Genomic DNA, 23,884 nt, shown 5'->3' with positions numbered 1-23,884 from the left:
AGACAACTAATGGCTCGTAGTTTAAAAAAGGGACCATTTGCGGACCCACACTTGCTTAAGAAGATTGAAGCGCAAGTTGATTCTGAAAAGAAGTCAGTGATCAAGACTTGGTCACGTCGTTCAACAATCTTCCCAAGCTTTATCGGCTTTACAATTGCCGTTTATGATGGACGTAAGCACGTTCCTGTCTTTGTGCAAGAAGACATGGTTGGTCACAAGTTGGGCGAATTCGTTCCAACTCGTACATTCAAAGGCCACAAGGCTGATGATAAGAAGACTGTTAAAAAATAAAGGAGGAAATGAAAAATGGCTGAACAAATTACTTCAGCTCGCGCGACAGCCAAGATTGTTCGCGTTGCCCCACGTAAGGCACGCTTAGTTCTTGACACAATTCGTCGTAAGAGCGTCAACGAAGCATATGCAATTTTGAAGTTCCTACCTAACACTTCTACTGAAGATATTTACAAGGTTTTGAACTCAGCAGTTGCTAATGCTGAAAACAACTTCTCATTAGACCGAGAAGATCTTATTGTGAAGGAAGCCTTTGCCAACGAAGGACCTACGCTAAAGCGTTTCCGTCCTCGTGCCAAGGGTTCTGCTTCACCTATCAATAAGCGTACAAGCCACCTTACTATTGTGGTTGCTGAGAAGGAGGCAAAGTAATGGGTCAAAAGATTAACCCTACTGGATTCCGTGTCGGCGTTATTCGCGACTGGGATGCAAAGTGGTTTGCTGACAAGGCTGATTATGCTAACCAACTTCACGAAGACTTACGTATTCGTAAGTATATCGAAAAGAACTTAGCGGACGCCGCAGTTGATCGCATCGAAATTGAACGCAGCACGAAATCACGTGTTGATGTTTCTGTCCATACCGCCAAGCCAGGAATGGTTATTGGTAAGGGTGGTTCTGAAGTTGAAAAACTTCGTACACAATTAGCTAAGTTAACTGATACTGATGAAAAAGGACGCTCAAAGCGTGTATTCATCAATATCGTTGAAATCAAGAGACCTGATTTGTCAGCACACTTGGTTGGACAACAAATCGCTGGTGATTTGGAACGCCGTGTGGCTTTCCGTCGCGCTATGCGTGGTGCCATCCAACGTGCAACACGTTCAGGTGCCAAGGGTATCAAAGTTATGGTTTCCGGCCGTTTAAATGGTGCAGATATTGCTCGTATTGAACAATATACTGAAGGAACTGTTCCATTGCATACTTTGCGCGCTGATATCGACTACTCATGGGATGAAGCAATGACTGCTTATGGTAACTTGGGTATTAAAACTTGGATTTATCGTGGTGATATTTTACCACAAAAAAAGAACAGTAAGTAAGGAGGGAAGCGAACATGTTAGTTCCAAAGCGTGTTAAATTCCGTCGTGTACACCGTGGCCACATGCGTGGTGAAGCAAAAGGTGGAACGACGGTAACGTTCGGTGATTATGGCTTGCAAGCAACAACATCAAGCTGGATTACAAACCGTCAAATTGAAGCTGCCCGTATTGCAATGACACGTTATATGAAACGTGGAGGTAAGGTTTGGATCAAAATCTTCCCACACAAGTCGTATACATCTAAAGGTGTCGGTGTTCGAATGGGTAACGGTAAAGGTGCACCCGAAGGTTGGGTTGAACCAGTTAAACGTGGTAAGGTAATGTTTGAAGTTGCTGGGGTTCCTGAACCAACAGCACGTGAAGCATTGCGTTTGGCACAACACAAGTTGCCTGTACGTACAAAGATTATTGCTCGGGAGGCTGAATAATGGCTAAAGCAAGTGAATTGAAAGAATTGTCACTTGCGGATTTGCAAAAGCGCGAAGCCGAATTCAAGGAAGAATTATTCAACCTACGTTTTCAATTGGCTACTGGCCAACTTGAAAACACGGCGCGTATCGCACAAGTTCGTAAGGACATCGCACGAGTTAAAACAGTTATTCGTGCACAAGAATTGGCAAACGCCAGTAAATAAGACGAAAGGAAGAAGCTGAAGAATGAGTGAAGAACGTAATGCTCGTAAGGTTTACCAAGGCCGTGTCGTTTCAGATAAGATGGACAAGACAATCACTGTCGCTGTTGATACTTATGTGACACATGCAGTTTATGGTAAGCGTGTTAAGTACACAAAGAAGTTTAAAGCACATGATGAAAATAATAGCGCTAAGATAAATGATATTGTTCAAATCATGGAAACACGTCCTTTGTCTGCAACTAAGCACTTCCGTTTGGTTAAGATCGTTGAAGAGGCAGTAGTTCTCTAATACGTTCGATACTAAATCGTCGTAATTAATTGCTAACTAAGGAGGAAGAACCATGATTCAACAAGAGAGTCGTTTAAAAGTGGCTGACAACTCTGGCGCACGTGAAATCTTAACGATTAAAGTGCTCGGTGGTTCAGGCCGTAAGTTTGCAGGTGTTGGTGACATGATTGTTGCCACAGTTAAGCAAGCTATCCCTGGTGGTAACGTGAAGAAGGGTGACGTCGTTAAGGCTGTTATCGTTCGTACTGTTTCTGACGTTCGTCGTACAGATGGCTCATACATCAATTTTGATGAAAATGCCGCTGTTATCGTGAAGGAAGATAAGTCACCAGTTGGTACGCGTATTTTTGGACCTGTTGCACGTGAATTACGTGACAGCGACTACATGCGTATCGTTTCATTGGCACCAGAAGTGCTCTAATACTGACAAGGAGGAGCCAAAACATGTTTGTAAAAACAGGTGATAAGGTTCGCGTCATTGCCGGCAAAGATAAGGGAAAAGAAGGTACAATCACTAAGATTGTTACTGGAAAAGATCGCGTAGTTGTCGAAGGCGTGAACATCGTTAAGAAGCATCAAAAACCTTCTAACGAATACCCACAAGGTGGTGTTATCGATATTGAAGCACCTATCCATGTATCAAACGTGCAACTGCTTGACCCTTCAACTAATGAACCAACTAAGGTTGCGTTTAAGATTGAAGAAGGCAAAAAAGTTCGCGTATCTAAAAAGTCTGGTAACGTACTAGGCTAATTTCGAAAGGTGAAATCATTTTCATGGCTAACGCATTAAAAGAAAAATATGTTAATGAAGTTCAACCTGCTTTGATCGAAAAGTTTGGCTTTAAATCATCAATGCAAGCACCAAAGATCGATAAAATCGTTCTTAATATGGGTGTTGGTGATGCAGTTTCAAACTCTAAGAACTTGGATGAAGCGGTTGAAGAATTGAAGTTGATTTCTGGTCAACAACCAGTAATCACAAAGGCAAAGAAATCAATCGCCGGTTTCCGTTTACGTGAAGGTATGTCAATTGGAACTAAAGTTACATTGCGTGGACAACGGATGTATGAGTTCTTAGATAAGTTGATTAATATCTCATTGCCTCGTGTCCGTGATTTCCGTGGTGTATCTTCTAAGGCCTTTGATGGTCGCGGAAACTACACTTTGGGAATTCGTGAACAATTGATCTTCCCTGAAATCGATTTTGACAAGGTGAACCGCGTACGTGGTTTGGATATTGTTGTTGTTACAACAGCACAAAACGATGAAGAAGGTCGCGAATTGTTGACACTCTTGGGAATGCCATTTACGAAGTAATTAGCATTTTAAAAACGTTTGTTACTCTTATTTATAAAAAGAGTGACACGTTTTTAACTGTTATAGACCAAAATAGTCTATAATAGTTAAGAGCGTGTCATTTCATTATGTCCGTTCAAAAATAAAAGGAGGATATCGATAGATGTCTATGACTGATCCAATTGCTGATTTGTTAACTCGTATTCGTAACGCCAACTTGGCTCACCGCGAAATTGTTGAAATTCCAGCATCAAAAATTAAAAAGAGCATCGCTGAAATCTTGAAATCAGAAGGTTTCATCCGCGACGTAGAATACATCGAAGACAACAAACAAGGTGTTATTCGTGTATTTCTTAAGTACGGTGAAGACCGTAATCGCGTGATTACAGGAATTAAGCGTATCTCAAAGCCAGGTTTGCGTAAGTACGCCAAAGCTGATTCATTGCCAAAGGTTTTGAATGGTTTGGGTGTTGCTATTATTTCGACTTCAGTTGGTGTTATCACTGATAAAGAAGCTCGTTCAAAGCAAATTGGTGGCGAAGTGCTCGCCTACGTTTGGTAATATATCTAAGAAAGGAGACTTACCATGAGCCGTATTGGAAATAAAGTAATTACACTTCCTGCAGATGTTGAAGTATCTCAAGAAGGTAAAATTGTTACTGTTAAGGGACCTAAAGGAACATTGTCACGTGAAATTGCTTCACAAATTTCAATGACTGTTGAAGGAACTGAAGTAGCATTCACACGTGAAAGTGATGACAACAAGACAAAAGCTTTGCATGGTACGACACGTGCAAACGTAGCCAACATGGTTGAAGGTGTTTCTACTGGATTCACTAAAACATTGAAGCTAGTTGGTGTTGGTTACCGTGCTGCAAAGTCTGGATCAAAATTGACTTTGGCAGTTGGTTATTCACACCCTGTTGATTTTGAAGACCGTCAAGATTTGACAGTTGAAGTGCCTGATGCATTGACTGTTAAAATTTCAGGTATTTCAAAACAAAAGGTTGGCGATTTAGCAGCCGAAATTCGTGCCGTACGTTCACCAGAACCTTATAAAGGTAAAGGTATTCGTTACGAAGGTGAAATCGTTCGTCGTAAGGAAGGTAAGACTGGAAAGTAAAAAGGATCTTAGATTCTTTGACTATTTAGTATTACGTTTCATTATAAATAATAAATTTAAAATGGCATAAGCCATAAGAAAAGGAAAGCACAGCTATGATTTCAAAACCAGATAAAAACAAGCTCCGTGTAAAGCGTCATAAGCGCGTCCGCGGTAAAATCTCTGGTACTGCTGCTCGCCCACGTTTGAACGTATTTCGTTCTAATGCAAACATCTACGCGCAATTAATTGATGACGTAGCGGGTGTAACGCTAGCAAGTGCCTCAAGCCATGATGCAGAAGTATCAGGCACAAAAACAGAACAAGCTACTAAAGTTGGTGAGTTGATCGCTACACGTGGTAAGACTGCAGGATTAGAAGATGTAATTTTTGATCGTGGTGGTTACTTGTATCATGGACGTGTTCAAGCACTAGCAGAGTCAGCCCGTGAAAACGGCTTGAAGTTCTAAGGGAAGGAGGAATATAAAAATGGTTGAATTCGTTAATCCTAAGTCACTTGGTGAATTAGAAGAAAACGTTGTTGCTATTAATCGTGTCACAAAGGTTGTCAAAGGTGGTCGTCGTTTGCGTTTCGCAGCGTTGGTTGTCGTAGGTGACAAACAAGGGCATGTTGGTTTTGGTACTGGTAAGGCACAGGAAGTTCCTGAAGCTATCCGTAAAGCTATTGAAGACGCTAAGCGTAAGTTGATTACTGTTCCTACAGTTTCTACAACTATTCCTCACGACGTCCTTGGCGTATGGGGTGGCGGTAAAATTTTGATTAAGCCAGCCGAAGAAGGTTCTGGTGTTGCTGCCGGTGGTGCTGCACGTTCTGTTATGGAACTAGCAGGTATCAGCGATGTGACTGCTAAGTCACTTGGCTCAGCTACACCAGTTAACGTTGTGCGTGCAACTTTTGATGCTTTAACAAGCTTAAAGGATGCAGAACAAGTAGCAGCTTTACGTGGTGTTTCTTTGGAACACTTGGCTGAATAAGGAGCGATAAAATGGCTGATTTGAAAATCACTTTGATTAAGAGTGCGGCTCATCGCTTACCTAAGCAACGCACGATTGTTAAGTCTCTTGGACTTGGCCGTGTGTCTAGCTCAGTGGTGAAGCCTAATAACGAAGCTACCCGTGGCGCAATTTTCCATATTGCACATTTGGTAAGCGTTGAAGAAGTAAAGTAATAACTATTAAAATAGGAGGTACCGAAAGATGAACTTGAACGAATTACAACCTGCAGAAGGTTCACGCAAATTGCGTAACCGTGTTGGTCGTGGTACATCATCAGGAAACGGTAAAACATCCGGACGTGGTCAAAAGGGACAAAAAGCCCGTGGCAAAGTACGTTTAGGATTTGAAGGTGGTCAAATGCCTTTGTATCGTCGTATTCCAAAACGTGGATTTACTAATATTTCACGCAAGGAATTTGCAGTAGTTAACTTAGAAAAGTTAAACACTTTTGCAGATGGTACAGAAATCACACCAGCACTTTTGATTGAAAACGGGATTGTTAAAAATCAAAAATCAGGAATAAAAATCTTGGCTGTCGGTCAACTTGAAAAGAAGTTGACTGTTAAGGCTCATAAGTTCTCAGAAGCAGCGAAAGTTGCTATTGAACAAGCCGGTGGATCAACTGAGGTGATTTAATGCTACGCACGTTATTTAATGCAGTACGTGAAAAAGATATTCGTACAAAGATGGGTTGGACACTTCTGATTTTATTTATTTACAGAATTGGTACACACATTACTGTGCCTGGTGTTAATCCATCGGCGATGGCGAATATGGCTAACTCAGGATTGATGAATATTTTAAATATCTTTTCTGGTGGAGGCTTGATGAACTACTCATTGTTTGCAATGGGTGTTTCACCATACGTGACGGCACAGATTGTTGTGCAACTTTTGCAATTAGATATCGTGCCTCGCTTTGTTGAATGGAGTAAGCAAGGAGAAGTTGGACGGCGAAAGTTGAACAACGCTACACGTTGGTTAACACTTGTGCTTGCTTTTGTTCAATCTGTTGGTATTACAGCAGGATTTAATTCACTTTCTGCTTATGGACTAGTTAGTCAAACAAACAATGTTATGTCCTTTGTTGTAATCGGATCGGTTATGACAATTGGAACATTTTTTGCAATGTGGTTAGGCGAAATGATTACGGAAAAAGGTCTTGGAAACGGTGTTTCTATGATTATTTTTGCTGGAATCATTGCGCAAACGCCTGAAGGTCTTTACGAAATTTTCAAGGAAAATATTTTGCAAGCTGGGTCAACTGACCTGACAAATGGTATCGTCTTCATGGTTGTGTTGATAATAGCAATGATTTTGGTTATTGCTATTACAACATGGTTCTACGAAGCGACACGTCGACTGCAAATGCAATACACGCGATCTGCAACTTCTTATGGTAGTGAAGCGTATTTACCTTTGAAAGTTAACGTTTCAGGTGTTATTCCAGTAATTTTTGCTTCATCATTCATCAGTACACCACAAACAATTATGATCGCATTTCAAGAAAAATATGCATCAGCATCGTGGTATCAAATAATGCAACAAATATTTAATATGACAACATTACCTGGAGCAATCTTATATACTGTTCTAATTATTGTATTCACCTATTTTTATGCATTTGTGCAAGTTAATCCTGAAAAACTTTCAGAAAACTTGCAAAAACAGGGCGCATATATTGTAGGTGTTCGTCCAGGTGATGAAACGAAATCATTTGTCTCACAATTACTATTAAATTTGAGCTTTGTTGGTTCAATATTTTTAGGTTTTGTGGCATTGGTTCCACTTGTCGCATCAGATATTTGGGGATTAAATGAAAAAATTGGTCTTGGTGGTACAAGCTTACTTATTGCAATAGGTGTTGCATTAGATTTGATTCGACAAATTGATGGTTTAATGCAAAAGAAAAACTATATTGGGTTTATCACAAAAGATCAGTTAAAAGTTCGGGAGGCAACTAATGGCTAAAAATTTAATTTTGTTGGGTTTGCCAGGTGCTGGTAAAGGCACTCAGGCAGATTTTATTGTTAAAGATTATGCAACGGTACATATTTCAACTGGAGATATTTTCCGAGCTAATCTAACAAATAATACGGATCTAGGTAAAAAAGCACGTGAGTACATGGATGCTGGAGACCTAGTTCCTGACGAAATTACAAATGCGATGGTTGCGGATCGATTAAGTCAAGCGGATGTTGAAAAGGATGGATTCATGTTAGATGGTTATCCTCGTAATGAAGCACAAGCTGAATTTTTAGATAATTATTTAACTGAGAATGGTAAATCAATCTCAGCAACACTTTACTTTAAAGTTTCTGATTCATTGTTGCGCGAACGTCTCTTAGGACGCGGACGTGCAGATGATACACCCGAAGTTATTGATAATCGTTTAGAGGTCAATAAAAAAGCAAACCTGCCTTTAGTAGATTACTATGATAAAGCAGGTGTCTTGAACACAATCGATGGTGGTCGTGAACTAGCTGAGGTGTATCATGATGTAAGAGACGTTTTGGATAACTTATAAAAAGTTTTCAAAATTACATTGAGAAGTACCAGTATATCTGGTATAATTTGATAGGTTAAGCACTTATCAACAATGTTGAACATTATTAGCACAGGAGGTTAAGTGCATGGCCAACGATGTCATCGAAATTGAAGGTAAAGTAAAAGAAACTTTACCAAATGCGATGTTCCAAGTAGAATTAGAAAATGGTGCGGTTATCTTAGCGCATGTGTCTGGAAAAATTCGTAAGAATTTTATTCGTATACTGCCAGGTGATCGTGTCACAGTCGAAATGTCACCGTACGACTTAACAAAAGGTCGTATTACTTATCGTTTCCGTTAAGAAGTGATTTGGAATAATCAGTTAACCGAATAGGAGGAATAGATTATGAAAGTACGCCCATCAGTTAAAAAGATGTGTGATGCTTGCCGCGTTATCAAGCGGAATGGTCGCACAATGATCATATGCTCAGCTAACCCTAAGCACAAGCAACGCGCTGGAAAGTAATTTTCAGTATTAATTAAAAATTATTGTAAATAGACATAATTGTCGTTTTCAAAATACTAATTAGGAGGTAAATTGTTATGGCTCGTATAGCAGGTATTGATTTGCCACGTGACAAGCGTATTGTCATTGGCTTAACTTACATCTACGGAATCGGTAATACTACTGCACAAAAAGTTTTAGCTGAAGCTGGTGTTTCAGAGGATGTCCGTGTTCGTGATCTCTCTGCAGATCAAGAAGACGCCATCCGCGCAACAGTCGACACATTAAACTTGCAGCTTGAAGGTGACTTGCGTCGTAAGGTATCATTAGATATCAAAAGTTTGCAAGAAATCGCTTCATACCGTGGCATTCGTCATCGTAAGGGGTTGCCCGTTCGTGGACAAAACACGAAGAACAACGCTCGTACACGTAAAGGCCCAGCTAAGGCAATTGCTGGTAGAAAAAAGTAATTAATATTATTTTTTTCTGTTGTATCCTCATCGATACGGCACATGATTATCGCAACCACAGTTGCGTATTGTTGGTTAAGAAATTAGCCCGAGAAATTATACAAAAAGTATTGAAAAGGAGGCAAACATTATGGCAGGTCGTACAACGCGTAAGCGTCGTGTGAAAAAGAATATTGAAGCTGGTGTGGCTCACATTCACTCAACATTCAACAACACTATCGTCATGATTACTGATGTGCAGGGTAACGCAGTTGCTTGGTCATCAGCTGGTGCACTTGGCTTCAAAGGAAGTCGTAAGTCAACACCATTCGCTGCTCAAATGGCAGCGGAAGCAGCAGCAAAGGGTGCCATGGAAATGAACATGAGTACTGTTGCGGTTACTGTTAAGGGACCAGGTTCTGGTCGTGAATCAGCTATTCGTGCTTTGGCAGCTGCTGGCTTGGAAGTAACATCTATTAAAGATGTTACTCCAGTTCCCCACAACGGATCACGCCCACCAAAGCGTCGTCGTGTTTAATTGATTTTCATTGCTCTTGCTTTGAAAGAAGGGGTAAGAATTACAGATGATTGAATTTGAAAAGCCAAATATTCATAACATCGAAGAGGGCGCCCGCTATGGCAAATTTGTCATAGAGCCTCTTGAGCGTGGATACGGTACAACGTTAGGAAATTCTTTACGTCGTATCTTATTGTCATCGCTTCCAGGTGCGGCCGTGAATACGGTACAAATTGATGGTGTTGTCCACGAGTTTTCGACTGTGGATGGTGTTGTCGAAGATGTCACACAAATCATCTTGAATCTTAAGAAGGTTGTGTTGGCGATTGATTCGGAGGATGAGCGTAGCCTTGAAGTTGATATTCAAGGACCAGCTGAGGTTACTGCTGCAGATTTGCAAGCAGGAGCTGACGTTGAAGTTTTGAATCCTGAATTGCATATCGCTTCTGTGGCAGCAGGTAAGTCTTTGCATATGACAGTCACGGCAGTTAAAGGTAGAGGTTATTCCTCAGCTGATGAAAATAAGCAATTGCGTGATGAGATGCCTATAGGTGTTTTAGCAGTTGATTCTATTTACACACCTATCGAACGTGTGAACTATCACGTTGAAAATACACGTGTTGGTTCGCGTGATGACTATGATAAGCTCACTTTTGATGTTTGGACTAATGGTTCAATTAAGCCTAGTGATGCACTAAGCTTGGGTTCTAAGATCCTTGCTGAACATTTAAACTTGTTCATGGATATTTCTCCAGTGGCAGCTGAAGCCAATGTTATGGTCGAAGCTGAACCTGTTGCCATTAGTGCTTCAGATTCTGCACCAATTGAAGATTTAGATTTGTCAGTTCGTTCTTATAATTGTCTCAAACGGGCCGGTATCAACACCATTGTGGAGTTGACAGATCGCACTGAAGCCGACATGATGAAGGTGCGAAATCTCGGTCGGAAATCACTTGATGAAATCCAAGAAAAGCTTACTGAAATGGGCCTAGGATTTCGTAAGGAAGATTAACACATGTCTTTAAAATAATATAAAGGAGGATTCACCAATGCCATATCGTAAATTAGGTCGTACATCTTCACAACGTAAAGCTATGTTACGTGATTTGACTACAGATCTTTTGATCAATGGTCGTATTACAACTACTGAAGCTCGCGCTAAAGAAGTTCGTAAGACCACTGATAAGATGATTACATTAGGTAAGCGTGGTGACTTGGCGGCTCGCCGTCAAGCTGCTGCCTTTGTTCGTAACGAAGTTGCAGATGTTATTGAAGAAGGCGACAATGTTAAAGTGCAATCAGCTTTACAAAAGTTGTTTGATGATGTTACACCTCGTTTCGCCGAACGTAATGGTGGTTATACACGAATTCTCAAGACTGTCCAACGTCGTGGCGACGCCGCTCAATTGGTCATCTTGGAACTTGTTGATTAATTATCTATTATAGCCAACATAAAAAAGTCCTTGAAAGTGAAAATCTTTCAAGGACTTTTTTAATTATGTCTGTTTAATAATATTTGGCTAAGTTGATTTAGTTGATCTTGCATACGATTATCTGGTAGTGAAGCAATCAGGCTAACTAGAGATTCACTATATTCTGTTAGTAGTGATTCTAATTTAGACATGGCATCACTGTTCGCAATCAAATCATGCAATAATACCATTTCTTGATCAGAAATATCGTCGCGCTTAAAGAGTAACGATTTAACAGTCTGGTTCACATTCTCATCTGCTAGTGCAAATAAAATTGGTGCGGTGTAAATGCCATTTCGAATATCTTGGCCAATCGGTTTACCTAATGCAAGATTTTCTGTAACAGATTCAAAGTCTAGATAATCGTCTAGGAGTTGGAATGTGATACCGATTTCTTCCCCAATTTGACTAACTATTTTTAACAGCTCGTCATCATATTCCGTACCACTGACTAGACCAAACGTCGCACTTAATTTAAAGAGTGCAGCAGTTTTTCCTTTAATTTGTGAAAAATATGTTGAAAATGTCGTATCACTGTTGTAACGATTTTGTTTTTGGACCAATTCACCAAACAAAATTTCTTGTAAAGCTGTTAAAGATAACTTATTTGCTGAGGTTTTGTTGGCACGCTCCAATAAGGAAAACATGCCTGTAAGTAGATAATCACCAGCGTATACAGCAGTATCTTTACCAAATTGGCTCTGAATACTTTCGTGACCACGTCTAAGTTTTGATTCGTCAATGACGTCATCATGAATCAACGTTGCTAAGTGTAACAATTCAACACTGGCACCAAGAGATATAGCACTTTTATTGTAAGCCTGATCAGATAGTTGTGAGAAAATCAGTGTTAATGCAGGTCGTATAAGCTTACCAGAATTTAATTGTGAACGAATGGCGTCGTCAATCTCTTTAAAGCCAATGTGCCAACTTGCAGACATTTCAGTCAGGATGGCGTTAAGGGGTTCTGATAGTTCAGGAAATGTTTCCCAAATTTTAGGTAATGTAGGCGTTGCCATATCAATTTTCTCTACTTCTCTCATGTATACACAAGTATACGTATATTATGTACAAAGTGTGAGAAAACAAATCTCAACACCTTATTATTATAACTTATTTATCTAATTCATCGTACACAGATTTTGCTTTACCATACCATAGGCCACCAAAAATCTTTTGTAGAAGTGGGACTACGTAGAAATCTAAGCCAATGCCACGTCCAGAGCCATTCATAACAGCAATACTTGAAAAGATTAAGAATAAGTGAGTTATGTCAAAACCATTAACGGACCAAGATACAACTGTCAAAATTATTGAAACAACTGCTAAGGGCCAAGTTAGTAACCCAATTAAAATACCTGCACCTGTAATGATTTCGATGAAGCTAACAAGATCCTGTTGCCAAAACAAGCTGTTTAAGCTACCGATGTTACCTAATGCTGCTAGAATCCAGAACAGTCCAAGGAAGATACGTAATGGTGTAGACCATAGGACGTTACCTAAGCGGGAAATTGAGCCCTTAAATGGATTGCGTCCATTTTCTGTACGGAAAAATTCGTCAAGCATATAATGAAATATTGAATACATTGAACGAATTTGTGAATAAAAGAAGAGGTTAATACCATGTTTTGCAATACTTGCGAAGAATCCAGAAAAGTTCAACCCCATTAAACTAGCAACAGTGTATTGAGAACCAATAGAAACAGCAAAGCCGTGATATTTAACCGACTCGGCGAACGTTTGTTTCTTACCAAAACCAAGATCTGCTAGAATATTGTGTGCTGCTGCTCGAGCTGCACTTTCAGCACCTTCTACGGTTTGAGGAACGGGGCCAGTTTTTTCGTCAACGTATGATAGCGTGTCACCCGCAACATAAATATCTTTTGCAGGTTCATCATTTTCTAAGGTAGCGTGCATGAAGTCATCTGATTCAATACGACCACCACGTCCATATTTAAATCCCCAGTCGGAAATAAATGATTTTGCTTTAACACCGGCAGTCCAAATTAAAGATTTAGTTGGTAGTGTTGTACCATCTTTAAAGATAACACCATTTTCGTCGACGCCGGTTACCATAGCACTTAGACGGATTTCAACGCCATTATTGGCCATATATTTAAAGGCTTTATCGGCCAAATTACGGTCTTTTAGCATATTTAAAATTGATGGTGCTGCTTCTAACAAAACAAGTTTTATTTCTTTTTCATCCAACTTGTAAGTCTGGGCTAGCACTTTGCGTTGTTCAATAAACTCACCCATTAATTCAGCACCTGTGAAACCAGAACCCACAACAGCAATTGTTAAGAGTTGCTCACGTTTGGCAGGATCAAGTTCGGCAGCACCTTGACCAATAATATTTTCAATATGATTGCGAATTTGTAAGGATTCTTCCATTGACCATAATTCGAATCCATGTTCCTTAACACCCGGTGTACCAAAATCATTAGACTGTCCGCCGACTGCTAGAATCAACTTTTCATAGTCAATATCGCCATGTGTTGTTTTGACAATTTTAGCTTCTTTATCAATCCCATTAACTTCAGCAGTCAATAACTTAACATTTTTATCTTGATAAAAGAGATGTTCTAGATCTTCTTGGACGTGCTTAGGTGCTACACGCTGTGATGCGACTTCGTGTAGTTCAGTCATGTACGTGAAGTAAGAATGCTTATCAATCAAAATGATATTATATTCTTTGTGTGATTTTAACTTCTTGGACAAAGTTTTGGCTGCAAAAACACCACCAAAACCAGCGCCAACAATGACAATATTTTTTCCTGCCATGACTATTTTCTTCCTTTTGTGAATTATCTATTGTTCTTGTGAAATACCTATTTAATTATAGACCAATTATCCATATTTTAAAAGGGTTTATGATAAGAAGTCTTTGTGAAATAATTATTGTGAAAACTAGACATCCTATAATGAAACATAGTATAAAACGTAAAAACTATGATAAAATAAGGGTTATGAATCAAGCGATTAAAATAAACAATTTAAAATATAATTATGATAGCGAACAAACACTTTTTCATGATTTTAACCTAGAAATTGAATCTGGTCAATGGGTTGCATTGGTAGGACATAATGGTTCGGGGAAATCAACCTTAGCAAAATTAATTTTAGGATTAATTGAATCTGAGTCGGGGGAAATCAGTGTATTCGGCGAAAAACTGTCGATTGATACTGTACACCATGTCCGTGAACAAATAGGTATGGTATTTCAAAATCCTGATAATCAATTCGTCGGTGCAACTGTGGCTGATGATGTGGCTTTTGGTTTAGAAAATAAACAGTTGCCTAGCTCTGATATGCCGCAGGTGATTGATGAGGCGCTGACAATTGTTGGTATGCAAGATTTCAAAGACCGTGAACCACATATGTTGTCTGGTGGTCAAAAACAGCGTGTCGCTTTAGCTAGTGTACTGGCGTTACAACCAAAAATTATTATTTTGGATGAAGCCACTGCAATGCTTGATCCGGATGGGCGTGCGACAATTATGAAGACGCTACAAAACCTAAAACTCAAGTTTGGTTCAGAATTAACGCTCATCACGATTACTCATGATATGGATGAAGCAATATTGGCAGATCGTGTGGTGGTGATTAACGATGGGCAACTTATTTTGGATGGTGAACCATCGGATGTATTTAGTCAGTATGATATCTTACGTCAAAACGGTCTAGAATTACCTTTTGTAGTCGAATTAGAAGCGCAGTTAAAGCCTCAACCTGATGGTTATTTAAATGAAAGAGAATTAATACAATGGCTATCACATTTGAAAAAGTGAATTTTAGTTACGGTGCAGGGACGACATTGGCTCGCAGTATTTTACATGATGTGACACTTCAGATAGCAACTGGTCAAGTAACAGCGATTGTAGGTCAAACTGGCTCTGGCAAATCAACATTAATTCAACATATTAATGGTCTTTTGAAGCCAACTAGTGGCCGCATTATTATTGATGATTTTCAATTAACTGCCAGTACTAAGGAAAAGATATTAGTGCAGTTACGTAAAAATGTTGGTATCGTATTTCAGTTTCCTGAAAATCAATTATTTGCTAATACAGTTTTGGAGGATGTGATGTATGCACCTTTGAATTTTGGTGCAACAAAAGCAGAGGCGAAACTGGCAGCAGAACAGGCGCTTAAGCGAGTGGGTGTCTCATCAGAGTTATGGTATAGATCACCATTTGAGTTATCAGGTGGGCAAATGCGGCGTGTTGCAATGGCAGGCGCATTGTCGAGTAACCCTAATGTTGTTATCATGGACGAACCTGCTGCCGGTTTGGATCCTAAAGGGCAGGCGGAGCTATTGAACTTAGTACAAGAACTTAAAGCATTGGGTAAGACTGTCGTCTTCATTTCACATCAAATGGATCATGTAATCGCTGTGGCGGATCAAGTAATTGTGATGCAAAATGGGCATGTCGTTGCACAAGAATCACCTAAAAAGTTATTTAATCGTGACCTATCATGGTTTGAGACAATGAAACTTGATTTGCCAAAAGCAGGTCAGTTAGCAGAAAAATTGCGAAAAAACGGTGTTTTCTTGTCTCGGCGACCTTTAACTTTGATTGAGTTGGCTGATTTAATTAATAAGGAGGTTGATCATGAATAATATTATGATTGGTCGCTTTGTTTCCGGCAATTCATGGGTCCACCGTCTTGATCCGCGTACAAAAATGCTTATAACGTTTGTTTATATTCTTGTTATGCTCTGGGCTAATAGCTGGCAAACCTATGCTTGGACAACTCTTTTCGTTATTGTATTGGTTAAATTAACAGATCAACCTTTTAAACTTTATTGGGATGGCTTAAAGCCAATATTTTGGTTAATTTTATTTACAGTTGTACTACAACTTTTATTTACGCCAGGAACACCAGTATTATTTAGCTTTGGACCATTACGAGTTACTGTACCAGGAGTTATAAATGCGGTTTATGTGATGGTTCGCTTTGTGTTAATTATATTGATGTCCACGATTCTAACATTGACAACACCACCCACAAGTATTGCTAATGCTTTAGAATCTTTATTAGGTCCATTAAAAAAAATAGGCATTCCTGTTGCTGAATTATCATTGATGTTAGCGATTGCGTTGCGTTTTGTGCCATTATTGATGGATGAAACACAAAAAATTATGAATGCACAAAAATCACGTGGTATGAGCTTTTCAACAGGCGGACCTGTGAAGCGTGCAAAAGCAATTATTCCGCTACTAATTCCGTTATTTGTGGGAGCGTTACAACGCGCACTTGATTTAGCGAATGCAATGGAAGTACGTGGTTTTAAGGATGCTGTCCAGCGCACGAAATATCGTGTTTTAAGTTACCAAAAAACAGATAAACTAGCCTTTGTTGCGCTTGGTGGATTTGTTATTATATTTTTTGTCATTAAAGAACTAGCGCACGTGTGATTTTTTGTGAGACATGGCTGTGCTAATTAAATGGAGGAAAAGTGTGTGAAATATAATAAGCACGCTTCTAAATTAATATGCCGCGATATAAGGCGATAGTTGCTTATGATGGTGCTGATTTTTTTGGTTTTCAGGTCCAAACAAAAAACGGCATTGAACGACAGCGAACAGTGCAGGGTGAATTGAATAAAGCAGTTAATCAAATGGCTAAAAATCCAGTGCCAGCTATTAAAGTTGTTGGCGCGTCAAGAACAGATACAGGGGTGCATGCTTTTGGACAAGTTGTTCATTTTGATTTGCCATTTAACATCAAGGTTGATGGTGTGCGAAAAGGTCTGAACACCTTACTACCAAGAGATATTATAATTAAATCTGTTCATGAAGTTGCAAGTGATTTTCATGCTCGGTTTAACACTCATGCTAAGCGTTACATTTACCGAGTGTCAACACAAGATTTTACAGATCCCTTTAAACGACACTACACAGGGCACTTTCAATGGCAACTGGATGTTGAACGTATTAAATTGGGATTGCCAGATTTGATAGGTGAACATGATTTTGCAAGCTTTGCGGCGTCAGGAAACCAAACTGCTACTACTGTTCGTACAATAACACGTGCTGATATTGAGATCAACAATCAGGAACAGGAATTGGTTTTTACTTTTGAAGGTAATGCATTTTTATACAATCAAATTCGTATTATGGTCGGCGTACTATTAGAAATCGGAAATGGGCGACGAGATGTTCACGATATTGTGCGATTGATTGCTGTCAGAGATCGTGAGCAAGCAAGGTTTACGGCCCCAGCCAGTGGGTTGTATCTCGATGAAATATATTATGATTAATAGCATGAAAAATAATTTTGTTTAAATAAAATTATTTTTTGTTAAACTAGGTAAATTTTGGTCAAAATCATTGACAAACCACAGTATTTTAGGTAAGATTATACACGGTATTGTTTACCTCACGATAAGCCCCGGAAACTTATTGTAATTGCATGACAAGGAACGGTCATGCCTGTAAACAACTAATCAAAGGAGCGCAAACATGCGTACAACATTTTTAGCAAAACCAGGTGAAATAGAAAAGAAGTGGTACATTATTGATGCCAAGGACGTTGTTTTGGGACGTCTGTCAACAGTAGTTGCTTCAATTTTACGTGGAAAGAACAAGCCAACGTTTACACCAAACGTTGACATGGGTGACCATGTTATCATTATCAATGCAAGCGAAGTTAAGTTGACTGGTAAAAAAGCAACAGATAAAGTTTATTACCATCACTCAAACCACCCAGGTGGTTTGAAGGCTCGCACAGCCGGAAACTACCGTGAATTCAATCCAGAAAAGTTACTTGAATTATCAATACATGGTATGTTACCAAAGAACACTTTGGGTCGTAAGCAAGGCTTGAACTTGCACGTGTTTGCAGGATCAGAACATGGTCATGCAGCACAAAAGCCTGAAGCACTTGACATCAACACGTTGATTTAAGAAAGGAGAATCTAAATTATGGCTACAGCAGTACAATATGCCGGCACAGGCCGTCGTAAGAACTCAGTTGCTCGTGTGCGTTTGGTTCCAGGTAATGGCCAAATCACAATGAACGGCAAGTCAATCGAAGAATATATTCCTTTCGCTAACTTGCGTGAAGTTGTTTTACAACCATTTAATGCTACTGAAACATTAGGCAACTATGATGTATTAGTTAACGTTATCGGTGGTGGTTATTCTGGTCAAGCTGGTGCAACACGTCACGGTATCGCTCGTGCGTTGTTGACAGTTGACCCAGATTTTCGTGCAGCATTGAAGGCAGCAGGTTTGTTGACTCGTGACTCACGTATGAAAGAACGTAAGAAGCCAGGTCTTAAAAAGGCTCGTAAGGCATCACAGTTCTCAAAGCGTTAATAAATATTTACGTTTTGTTAAAAGCTACAGCGTTAATAAAAGCCTAATCTACGGATTGGCTTTTTTCGTTTTTAGAATAGGTAATAGGTTGACACTTCAACCATACATAGGTAGAGTTTGTTGGAGAACCATCATAGCGTTGACAGTTTTTAGGTATTCCGGTATACTTAGTAACATAATAAACTCAATTTTAGCGAGTATAAAAGCTGATCAGCCATAATGGGGCGGATCAGCTTTTATTTGTTTTGAGAGGTAAAGGAAAAATATGGAAAAAGTATCATTAAAAACGGCACTTGGCATTGTATCAGTGGCTTTGGTGGCCTTTGCAGGTATTATGGCTGAAACAGCAATGAATGTGACGTTTCCTACGTTAACACAAGTTTTTGGTACAGAATTGAACGTCATTCAGTGGGTGACAACAGCTTATTTACTTGCGGTGACAGTCATGGTCACTACAAGTGCTTACTTAACAAAAAAATTTAGTAGTCGGAAATTATGGCTTATGAGTGTGTTTATCTTTATGGTGGGCACATTAATTGCAGGTTTTGCAAGTAATATTACTGTTCTTTTAATAGGACGTGTTCTAGAAGGTATTGCTGCTGGAATTGCAATGCCATTGGTTTTTAATGTTGTGATGGCAACCATACCACGTTCTAAAATTGGTGTATGGATGGGTTTTGCTGCATTAGTTATTAGCTTAGCACCTTCATTTGGACCGACATATGGCGGTATATTAGTAGACACGTTAGGTTGGCGCGCTATTTTCTTCATTGCACTATTGGCACCAATGCTATCACTTATACTTGGATGGCGAACAGTAGTTGATATAGAACGTCAACAGTTAACGAAAAAGTTTGATTTAGTCGCTTTTTCGTTACTGTCTATTTTTTTAATTTTAACGTTACTTGTTGTTAATCAATTAGAAAAAGGTAATGTTAATTGGATGTTTGTTGTTATTATAATCATTGCATTAGTGGCTTTTATTTGGCGGGGGAAGAGTTCAAACCAAAGTTTTTTGAATTTAAGATTATTTACTGAAATAAAATTCGTCACACTTTTGGTTCCGATTGCACTCTATATGTTTGTTTTGTTAGGGTTCAATTTAATTATTCCAACTTTTTTGCAGGAGGTTTTGCATACCTCTAGTTTTTGGGCAGGATTTTCTCTATTACCTGGCTCAATTATTGGCGCATTGTTAAATCCGGTGTTTGGTAGATTGTATGATTTAAACGGTGCTAAAATACCATTATATATGGGAAACTGGATTTTTATAGTTGTAATACTTATAATGTCACTATGGACTAAACAAATGGCACTTATTTCTATTATTTTATTGTATATTGGCTTTATTGTTGGTCGTAATATGGCTTTTACAGGTGCACAAACTGCTGCACTGGTTGATGTTAGTGTGTCAGAGAAAACTGATGCAACGGCAATTATACAAACAGCACAGATGTTTATGGGTGCATTAGGAACAACGGTAGGCGCTTTGTTACAATCAAAAATGGGTGAAACCTCTGGTTTTCAAACGTTTGGATACTTATCAGTTATAATCGCTATGATTATTTTCGGGCTAATTTTTTTACATTTTCATACTCATAAAACTACCGTATGAATTAACAGATTAGCAGTGATTATCAATTTTAACCATCAATAGACATGTCAATATAAAAATAGCCGATAACTCAATTACGAGTTATCGGCTATTTTTATATTGAGTGGATTTTACAAGATGTATTCTTGAAACAAATTGCGTTCTAGTGGTGATAAGTCAACAGTTATCAAAGTACCAGTACTATCATAATCGAGCGTTTCGAAAGTGTGCTTTGCTGCCAATTGTGCTTGGATATGACCTTTATCAAAAGGAATATGAAGGTTAACAGTTGTTACATCTTTAAATATTTGTTTTTTAATTAATGAAATCAGTGCATCTTGTGAAGCGACATCTAAAGCGGAGATAGTAATAGCATTCTCGCCGGAGACTTCAGGATAATCCAGTTCTGTCTGATCAGCTTTATTGTAAATGGTAATCATGGGGATGTCATGGATGCCAACTTCGGCCAATGTTTTTTCAGTAGTAGCCATCATGTCTTTATAATGATCGTCAGAAACATCGACAACTTGCAATAATAAATCAGCACTGGCTGCTTCTTGCAAAGTTGATTTGAATGCAGCAATTAAGTTATGCGGTAGCTTAGATACAAAACCAACAGTGTCACTTAATAGGAACTGTTTTTTATCAGGAAGTGTAAGTTGACGCACAGTCGTATTTAATGTAGCAAATAACATATTTTTTTCAAAAACCTGTTTTGTTTCATTATTTTCTGATCCGACACCGAACCGTGTTAATAGGCGATTCATTAGGGTTGATTTACCTGCATTGGTATATCCAACCAAAGCTACTGTTGCAAGCTCATTATTATTACGACGAATTGAACGTGTCGTATCGCCTTTTGTAAGAGAAGCTAGATCTTGACGAATATGAACCATTTGTGCTGTAATACGGCGGCGTGATTCTTCTAGTTTTGTTTCTCCGGAACCTCGAGATGTAAAACCGCCACCACCAGCACCGGTTTGTTGATCCAAGCTGACAGACATACTTGTTCGCAGGCGAGGTAGTTGGTATTGTAAACGTGCTAATTGAACTTGTAACTTTGCTTCTTTTGTTTGTGCACGTTGCGCAAAAATATCTAAGATAAGCCCTGTTCTGTCAACAATTGTGGCATGGGTTACTTTTTCTAAATTGCGAATCTGTGATGGTGATAACTCATCGTTTGCGATAATCATATCAACATCATAGGTATTAACTGCTTCAGCTAATTCTTCGACTTTACCTTTACCAAAGTATGTAGCCGGATTGGGTCGCTCAAGTTTTTGTGTAAAAGTTTCGATAGGCTCTAAGTTATTTGCTTTAGCAAGGTTAGCTAGCTCTTCTAATTCATAATTAAAGTTACCATTACTTGTTGATAATCCTACTAAGAAAACTTGACGTGGATTTTCAATATTTGAGTGTGTTTCAGTCATAAAAAAATACCTCCAGTAGTTATGAGACTGGAGGTATTTTACGTGGTAAAGGTAAAAATACGAACCAATCTCAAGATGTATACATAAAAATAATTAAGCTATCTAATCATTTTTGTGTATGGAATCTTAAAATTTGTTCAACAATATAATATACTCACCTTTATTTAAGTTAATGTTAGTTTATCAGTTTTTAGAAAAATTATCTATCAAAAAATAGTTGTATCATCGTTAAATCTTGAAATAGTTGCTGAATCGTTGAGTAACTCTATTTGCATCAGTGCACCATTTTTTACAGGATCACCAGCAAGGTCGTGCCGATCTAATTTTTCAGCGATACCACGAATTGTTGTGCCATGTGACACAATAAGGACATTATCACCATCATGGTGACGATTACGAATATCATCAAATCCATGAGATACTCTGGTCCACCATTGTGAATCGTTTTCTGCAAAATTATAAGGGTCCACTAATCGAATTGTGTCCATTGCTTCAGCCATACCATACGTCTTGATTAAATCAGCATAGGTACTCAAAGAACTATTTTTATATGCGTTAAGTTTTGCAGAGACAGTATCGCTATTAAGTCCTTCAAACGATCCAAAAAATTGTTCACGAAAATCAGGCAATTCTTTGGGATTGAGAGGCGAATCGGATGTGTTGTTCTGCAAAATATAACGTGCGGTATGAATAGCACGACTTAAATCTGAAGAATAAGCACCATCAAAATGAACGTTGGCTAGTCTCGAACCTGCATCAAGTCCGTGCTGGATGCCTTTCGATGTTAAAGGCGCATCTGACCAGCCTTGAAAGCGGTGCAAAAAATTGAAATAGGTTTCACCGTGTCGAACAATATAAAGGTTAATAGGCATAGTATAGTTGTGTATCTACCAATAATTTGTGAGCGTATCTGCTATACAAATTACCATAGTATTTCAACACATTCCCTCCTCAAAAATTTATTATAAAAGGTAATCTTTTAAGAAGAGGCTTTCTCGGACGCCTTAGTTTCGTCTTCATCAAAGATACCATTGTCGTTACGATCCTGTCGCGGTGTTGGCAGAACTGTAACGGTGAATTGAGAAATATAAGCATTGTCATAATCTAATGCGGTGAGTTCGAAGTTAGCGACTTTCATGGTATCGCCAGCTCTAAACTCAGGATCTTCATTTAAAACATAACCGGTTAGAGTAACAGCATCGTTATCTTCTAATTCCTTAACATTTTGTTTGAAGTATCTTTCAAAATCATAAAGTGTCATTTTACCAGAAACTTTATAATGATGATCACCGAGCTTTTCAATATAATCATCAGACACATCATCGATTTCATCACGTACGGTACCAAAAAGCTCTTCATAAATATCTTTATCAGTAATTAAACCACTAGTACCACCATATTCATCGACGACGATGGCAATAGGAGAACGCTTGATGATCATTTCGTCCATGACATCATGTAAGTCCATGTTTTCAGGTACTGCAGGGATGTCACGCATGATTTTTGAAACGGGATCAGTATCTTTAATTCGTGCTTGACGCACTAAATCATAGTTAAATACATATCCCAAAACCTTATCCTTGTCGTTATCTGCAATCACAGGAAAACGGGAATAACGTTCTTGTAAATACAAATTAAGTGCTTCGGAAATCGGCGTTTTAACATCAACTGCTGTCATAGATGTACGATCAATCATAATATCAACAGCGACCTTATCATTCATCTCAAAAGCACGTTGCATAAATGTTAGGTCTTCCTCATCTAATTCTCCTGCAGCAGCAGCATTTTTAGATAGAGATAATATTTCAGTTTGTGAGTAGATATCTTCTTCACCATCCGTACGAAATCCAAGCATATGCGTGATGACGTTTGATAAATGATCAAGCGCCCAAATCATTGGGAAAAGTGTAATATGGAAAAAACGTACAGGACGAACAATGACGAGTAATACCTTCACAGGAGATTCAATGGCAATGTTTTTGGGTACCAAATCAGTGAATACAGCATGAACGATTGTAAAAATGATCATGGCAGATACTGAGGAAACAGCACGAGCGTATTCGGGTGGTAAGACACCTGAACTTAGAATGATGTTAGCAACTGTTTCTTCACCAACCCAACCTAAAATCAAACTTGTCAGTGTAATACCAACTTGTGCGGTTGAAAGGTATTCAGTTAAATGCGTGACCATGTGGATAGCATTTGCTATATTTCGTGAAGGCTTTTCACGATTTTCTTGCAAATCACGCAAAGCACTGAGACGTACCTTAACCAAAGAATATTCTGTTAGTGTAAATAGAATAGCGAGTAATAGCACCACAACAATAATGAAAAAGTTGAGGAGCATAGACGGACCAGAATCCAAATTCGTAAACCTCTTTTCTTATATATAACTAACCGCTATTATACCAGAAAAAAAGGAAAAACT

35 protein-coding genes are annotated in these 23,884 nt (G+C 38.8%); 30 read left to right on the top strand and 5 right to left on the bottom strand.

Translation table 11 applies throughout. The features are described 5' to 3' along the window. Nucleotides 1-9 precede the first annotated feature (9 nt). The 23 genes from rpsS to rplQ all read left to right on the top strand — a co-directional run bounded on the left by rpsS (nucleotide 10) and on the right by rplQ (nucleotide 11,065). Entirely contained in the window at nucleotides 10-291 is a 282-nt protein-coding gene (gene rpsS, locus K5Q13_RS07360; protein ID WP_220741054.1) for a 30S ribosomal protein S19, read from the top strand. Nucleotides 292-306: 15 nt separating this feature from the next. Next, nucleotides 307-663 (top strand): 50S ribosomal protein L22, encoded by a 357-nt coding sequence (gene rplV, locus K5Q13_RS07355; protein ID WP_220741053.1) that lies wholly within the window; start codon nucleotides 307-309, stop codon nucleotides 661-663. After that, the gene (rpsC, locus tag K5Q13_RS07350) at nucleotides 663-1,334 is read left to right on the top strand and encodes a 30S ribosomal protein S3 (RefSeq protein ID WP_220741052.1); all 672 of its coding nucleotides are present in this window, start codon (nucleotides 663-665) and stop codon (nucleotides 1,332-1,334) included. Before rplV ends, rpsC begins: the two co-directional genes overlap by 1 nt. A gap of 14 nt (nucleotides 1,335-1,348) precedes the next feature. Continuing rightward, nucleotides 1,349-1,762: a 50S ribosomal protein L16 gene (gene rplP, locus K5Q13_RS07345; RefSeq protein ID WP_220741051.1), complete on the top strand. Its 414-nt coding sequence runs from the start codon at nucleotides 1,349-1,351 to the stop codon at nucleotides 1,760-1,762. Further along, on the top strand, nucleotides 1,762-1,968 hold the full coding sequence (gene rpmC / locus K5Q13_RS07340) for a 50S ribosomal protein L29 (RefSeq protein WP_010391493.1): 207 nt from the start codon (nucleotides 1,762-1,764) through the stop codon (nucleotides 1,966-1,968). The genes rplP and rpmC overlap by 1 nt, the downstream gene beginning before the upstream one ends. A gap of 22 nt (nucleotides 1,969-1,990) precedes the next feature. Continuing rightward, nucleotides 1,991-2,257: a 30S ribosomal protein S17 gene (gene rpsQ, locus K5Q13_RS07335; RefSeq protein WP_013103443.1), complete on the top strand. Its 267-nt coding sequence runs from the start codon at nucleotides 1,991-1,993 to the stop codon at nucleotides 2,255-2,257. A gap of 52 nt (nucleotides 2,258-2,309) precedes the next feature. Further along, entirely contained in the window at nucleotides 2,310-2,678 is a 369-nt protein-coding gene (gene rplN / locus K5Q13_RS07330) for a 50S ribosomal protein L14 (protein ID WP_220741050.1), read from the top strand. Between the two features lie 23 nt (nucleotides 2,679-2,701). Further along, the gene (gene rplX, locus K5Q13_RS07325) at nucleotides 2,702-3,010 is read left to right on the top strand and encodes a 50S ribosomal protein L24 (RefSeq protein WP_220741049.1); all 309 of its coding nucleotides are present in this window, start codon (nucleotides 2,702-2,704) and stop codon (nucleotides 3,008-3,010) included. A gap of 23 nt (nucleotides 3,011-3,033) precedes the next feature. Then, nucleotides 3,034-3,576 (top strand): 50S ribosomal protein L5, encoded by a 543-nt coding sequence (gene rplE / locus K5Q13_RS07320; RefSeq protein WP_220741048.1) that lies wholly within the window; start codon nucleotides 3,034-3,036, stop codon nucleotides 3,574-3,576. A gap of 142 nt (nucleotides 3,577-3,718) precedes the next feature. Continuing rightward, complete coding sequence (gene rpsH / locus K5Q13_RS07315) at nucleotides 3,719-4,117, top strand: 30S ribosomal protein S8 (RefSeq protein WP_220741047.1); 399 nt, start codon at nucleotides 3,719-3,721, stop codon at nucleotides 4,115-4,117. A gap of 24 nt (nucleotides 4,118-4,141) precedes the next feature. Next, nucleotides 4,142-4,678, top strand: a complete 537-nt coding sequence (gene rplF, locus K5Q13_RS07310; protein ID WP_220741046.1) for a 50S ribosomal protein L6 — start codon at nucleotides 4,142-4,144, stop codon at nucleotides 4,676-4,678. Nucleotides 4,679-4,773: 95 nt separating this feature from the next. Then, the gene (rplR, locus tag K5Q13_RS07305; protein WP_220741045.1) at nucleotides 4,774-5,127 is read left to right on the top strand and encodes a 50S ribosomal protein L18; all 354 of its coding nucleotides are present in this window, start codon (nucleotides 4,774-4,776) and stop codon (nucleotides 5,125-5,127) included. 19 nt (nucleotides 5,128-5,146) lie between these two features. Next, entirely contained in the window at nucleotides 5,147-5,653 is a 507-nt protein-coding gene (gene rpsE, locus K5Q13_RS07300; RefSeq protein WP_220741044.1) for a 30S ribosomal protein S5, read from the top strand. Nucleotides 5,654-5,664: 11 nt separating this feature from the next. Next, nucleotides 5,665-5,847: a 50S ribosomal protein L30 gene (rpmD, locus tag K5Q13_RS07295; RefSeq protein ID WP_013103451.1), complete on the top strand. Its 183-nt coding sequence runs from the start codon at nucleotides 5,665-5,667 to the stop codon at nucleotides 5,845-5,847. Between the two features lie 28 nt (nucleotides 5,848-5,875). Next, entirely contained in the window at nucleotides 5,876-6,310 is a 435-nt protein-coding gene (gene rplO, locus K5Q13_RS07290; RefSeq protein WP_220741043.1) for a 50S ribosomal protein L15, read from the top strand. Next, nucleotides 6,310-7,644: a preprotein translocase subunit SecY gene (gene secY, locus K5Q13_RS07285; protein WP_220741042.1), complete on the top strand. Its 1,335-nt coding sequence runs from the start codon at nucleotides 6,310-6,312 to the stop codon at nucleotides 7,642-7,644. The genes rplO and secY overlap by 1 nt, the downstream gene beginning before the upstream one ends. Continuing rightward, nucleotides 7,637-8,200, top strand: coding sequence for an adenylate kinase (locus K5Q13_RS07280; RefSeq protein WP_220741041.1), 564 nt, complete (start codon nucleotides 7,637-7,639; stop codon nucleotides 8,198-8,200). Before secY ends, K5Q13_RS07280 begins: the two co-directional genes overlap by 8 nt. 106 nt (nucleotides 8,201-8,306) lie before the next feature. Beyond that, nucleotides 8,307-8,522, top strand: coding sequence for a translation initiation factor IF-1 (gene infA, locus K5Q13_RS07275; RefSeq protein ID WP_002816015.1), 216 nt, complete (start codon nucleotides 8,307-8,309; stop codon nucleotides 8,520-8,522). Nucleotides 8,523-8,567: 45 nt separating this feature from the next. Next, nucleotides 8,568-8,687 carry a 50S ribosomal protein L36 gene (rpmJ, locus tag K5Q13_RS07270; protein ID WP_002816013.1) on the top strand — a complete coding sequence of 40 codons (120 nt, stop codon included), beginning with the start codon at nucleotides 8,568-8,570 and terminating at the stop codon, nucleotides 8,685-8,687. Nucleotides 8,688-8,764: 77 nt separating this feature from the next. Then, nucleotides 8,765-9,136 carry a 30S ribosomal protein S13 gene (gene rpsM / locus K5Q13_RS07265; protein WP_220741040.1) on the top strand — a complete coding sequence of 124 codons (372 nt, stop codon included), beginning with the start codon at nucleotides 8,765-8,767 and terminating at the stop codon, nucleotides 9,134-9,136. A 130-nt stretch (nucleotides 9,137-9,266) separates the two neighbouring features. Next, nucleotides 9,267-9,653, top strand: a complete 387-nt coding sequence (gene rpsK / locus K5Q13_RS07260) for a 30S ribosomal protein S11 (protein WP_220741039.1) — start codon at nucleotides 9,267-9,269, stop codon at nucleotides 9,651-9,653. Nucleotides 9,654-9,699: 46 nt separating this feature from the next. After that, nucleotides 9,700-10,644: a DNA-directed RNA polymerase subunit alpha gene (locus K5Q13_RS07255; protein WP_220741038.1), complete on the top strand. Its 945-nt coding sequence runs from the start codon at nucleotides 9,700-9,702 to the stop codon at nucleotides 10,642-10,644. 37 nt (nucleotides 10,645-10,681) lie between these two features. Next, nucleotides 10,682-11,065 (top strand): 50S ribosomal protein L17, encoded by a 384-nt coding sequence (gene rplQ, locus K5Q13_RS07250; protein WP_220741037.1) that lies wholly within the window; start codon nucleotides 10,682-10,684, stop codon nucleotides 11,063-11,065. 59 nt (nucleotides 11,066-11,124) lie between these two features. On the opposite strand, the gene K5Q13_RS07245 is transcribed toward rplQ, so the two are convergent. After that, entirely contained in the window at nucleotides 11,125-12,123 is a 999-nt protein-coding gene (locus K5Q13_RS07245) for a polyprenyl synthetase family protein (RefSeq protein WP_220741036.1), read from the bottom strand. A 94-nt stretch (nucleotides 12,124-12,217) separates the two neighbouring features. After that, nucleotides 12,218-13,888, bottom strand: coding sequence for an FAD-dependent oxidoreductase (locus K5Q13_RS07240; RefSeq protein WP_220741035.1), 1,671 nt, complete (start codon nucleotides 13,886-13,888; stop codon nucleotides 12,218-12,220). A 185-nt stretch (nucleotides 13,889-14,073) separates the two neighbouring features. Here K5Q13_RS07240 and K5Q13_RS07235 point away from each other — a divergent pair, with 185 nt between their 5' ends. From K5Q13_RS07235 to K5Q13_RS07205, 7 genes are all read left to right on the top strand, one after another. Beyond that, entirely contained in the window at nucleotides 14,074-14,895 is an 822-nt protein-coding gene (locus K5Q13_RS07235) for an energy-coupling factor transporter ATPase (RefSeq protein WP_220741078.1), read from the top strand. Continuing rightward, nucleotides 14,871-15,728, top strand: coding sequence for an energy-coupling factor transporter ATPase (locus K5Q13_RS07230; protein ID WP_220741034.1), 858 nt, complete (start codon nucleotides 14,871-14,873; stop codon nucleotides 15,726-15,728). The genes K5Q13_RS07235 and K5Q13_RS07230 overlap by 25 nt, the downstream gene beginning before the upstream one ends. Beyond that, on the top strand, nucleotides 15,721-16,527 hold the full coding sequence (locus K5Q13_RS07225) for an energy-coupling factor transporter transmembrane component T family protein (protein WP_220741033.1): 807 nt from the start codon (nucleotides 15,721-15,723) through the stop codon (nucleotides 16,525-16,527). The genes K5Q13_RS07230 and K5Q13_RS07225 overlap by 8 nt, the downstream gene beginning before the upstream one ends. A 77-nt stretch (nucleotides 16,528-16,604) precedes the next feature. Further along, entirely contained in the window at nucleotides 16,605-17,372 is a 768-nt protein-coding gene (gene truA, locus K5Q13_RS07220; protein ID WP_220741032.1) for a tRNA pseudouridine(38-40) synthase TruA, read from the top strand. A 202-nt stretch (nucleotides 17,373-17,574) separates the two neighbouring features. Beyond that, nucleotides 17,575-18,018 (top strand): 50S ribosomal protein L13, encoded by a 444-nt coding sequence (gene rplM / locus K5Q13_RS07215; protein WP_013975182.1) that lies wholly within the window; start codon nucleotides 17,575-17,577, stop codon nucleotides 18,016-18,018. Nucleotides 18,019-18,036: 18 nt separating this feature from the next. Beyond that, a complete protein-coding gene (rpsI, locus tag K5Q13_RS07210) occupies nucleotides 18,037-18,432 on the top strand; it encodes a 30S ribosomal protein S9 (RefSeq protein ID WP_220741031.1) in 396 nt (131 codons plus the stop codon). 265 nt (nucleotides 18,433-18,697) lie between these two features. Continuing rightward, nucleotides 18,698-20,047, top strand: a complete 1,350-nt coding sequence (locus tag K5Q13_RS07205; protein WP_220741030.1) for an MFS transporter — start codon at nucleotides 18,698-18,700, stop codon at nucleotides 20,045-20,047. A 110-nt stretch (nucleotides 20,048-20,157) separates the two neighbouring features. Here the strand turns inward: K5Q13_RS07205 and hflX are convergent, their stop codons facing one another. The 3 genes from hflX to K5Q13_RS07190 all read right to left on the bottom strand — a co-directional run bounded on the left by hflX (nucleotide 20,158) and on the right by K5Q13_RS07190 (nucleotide 23,821). After that, entirely contained in the window at nucleotides 20,158-21,456 is a 1,299-nt protein-coding gene (gene hflX, locus K5Q13_RS07200; protein ID WP_220741029.1) for a GTPase HflX, read from the bottom strand. 206 nt (nucleotides 21,457-21,662) lie between these two features. Then, the gene (locus K5Q13_RS07195) at nucleotides 21,663-22,328 is read right to left on the bottom strand and encodes a histidine phosphatase family protein (protein ID WP_220741028.1); all 666 of its coding nucleotides are present in this window, start codon (nucleotides 22,326-22,328) and stop codon (nucleotides 21,663-21,665) included. Nucleotides 22,329-22,435: 107 nt separating this feature from the next. Then, nucleotides 22,436-23,821 carry a hemolysin family protein gene (locus K5Q13_RS07190; RefSeq protein WP_220741027.1) on the bottom strand — a complete coding sequence of 462 codons (1,386 nt, stop codon included), beginning with the start codon at nucleotides 23,819-23,821 and terminating at the stop codon, nucleotides 22,436-22,438. Nucleotides 23,822-23,884 lie beyond the last annotated feature (63 nt).

It is taken from the genome of Leuconostoc miyukkimchii (assembly GCF_019656055.1).
GTDB lineage: Bacteria > Bacillota > Bacilli > Lactobacillales > Lactobacillaceae > Leuconostoc > Leuconostoc miyukkimchii.
This window is presented reverse-complemented; position numbering and strand designations above follow the sequence as displayed.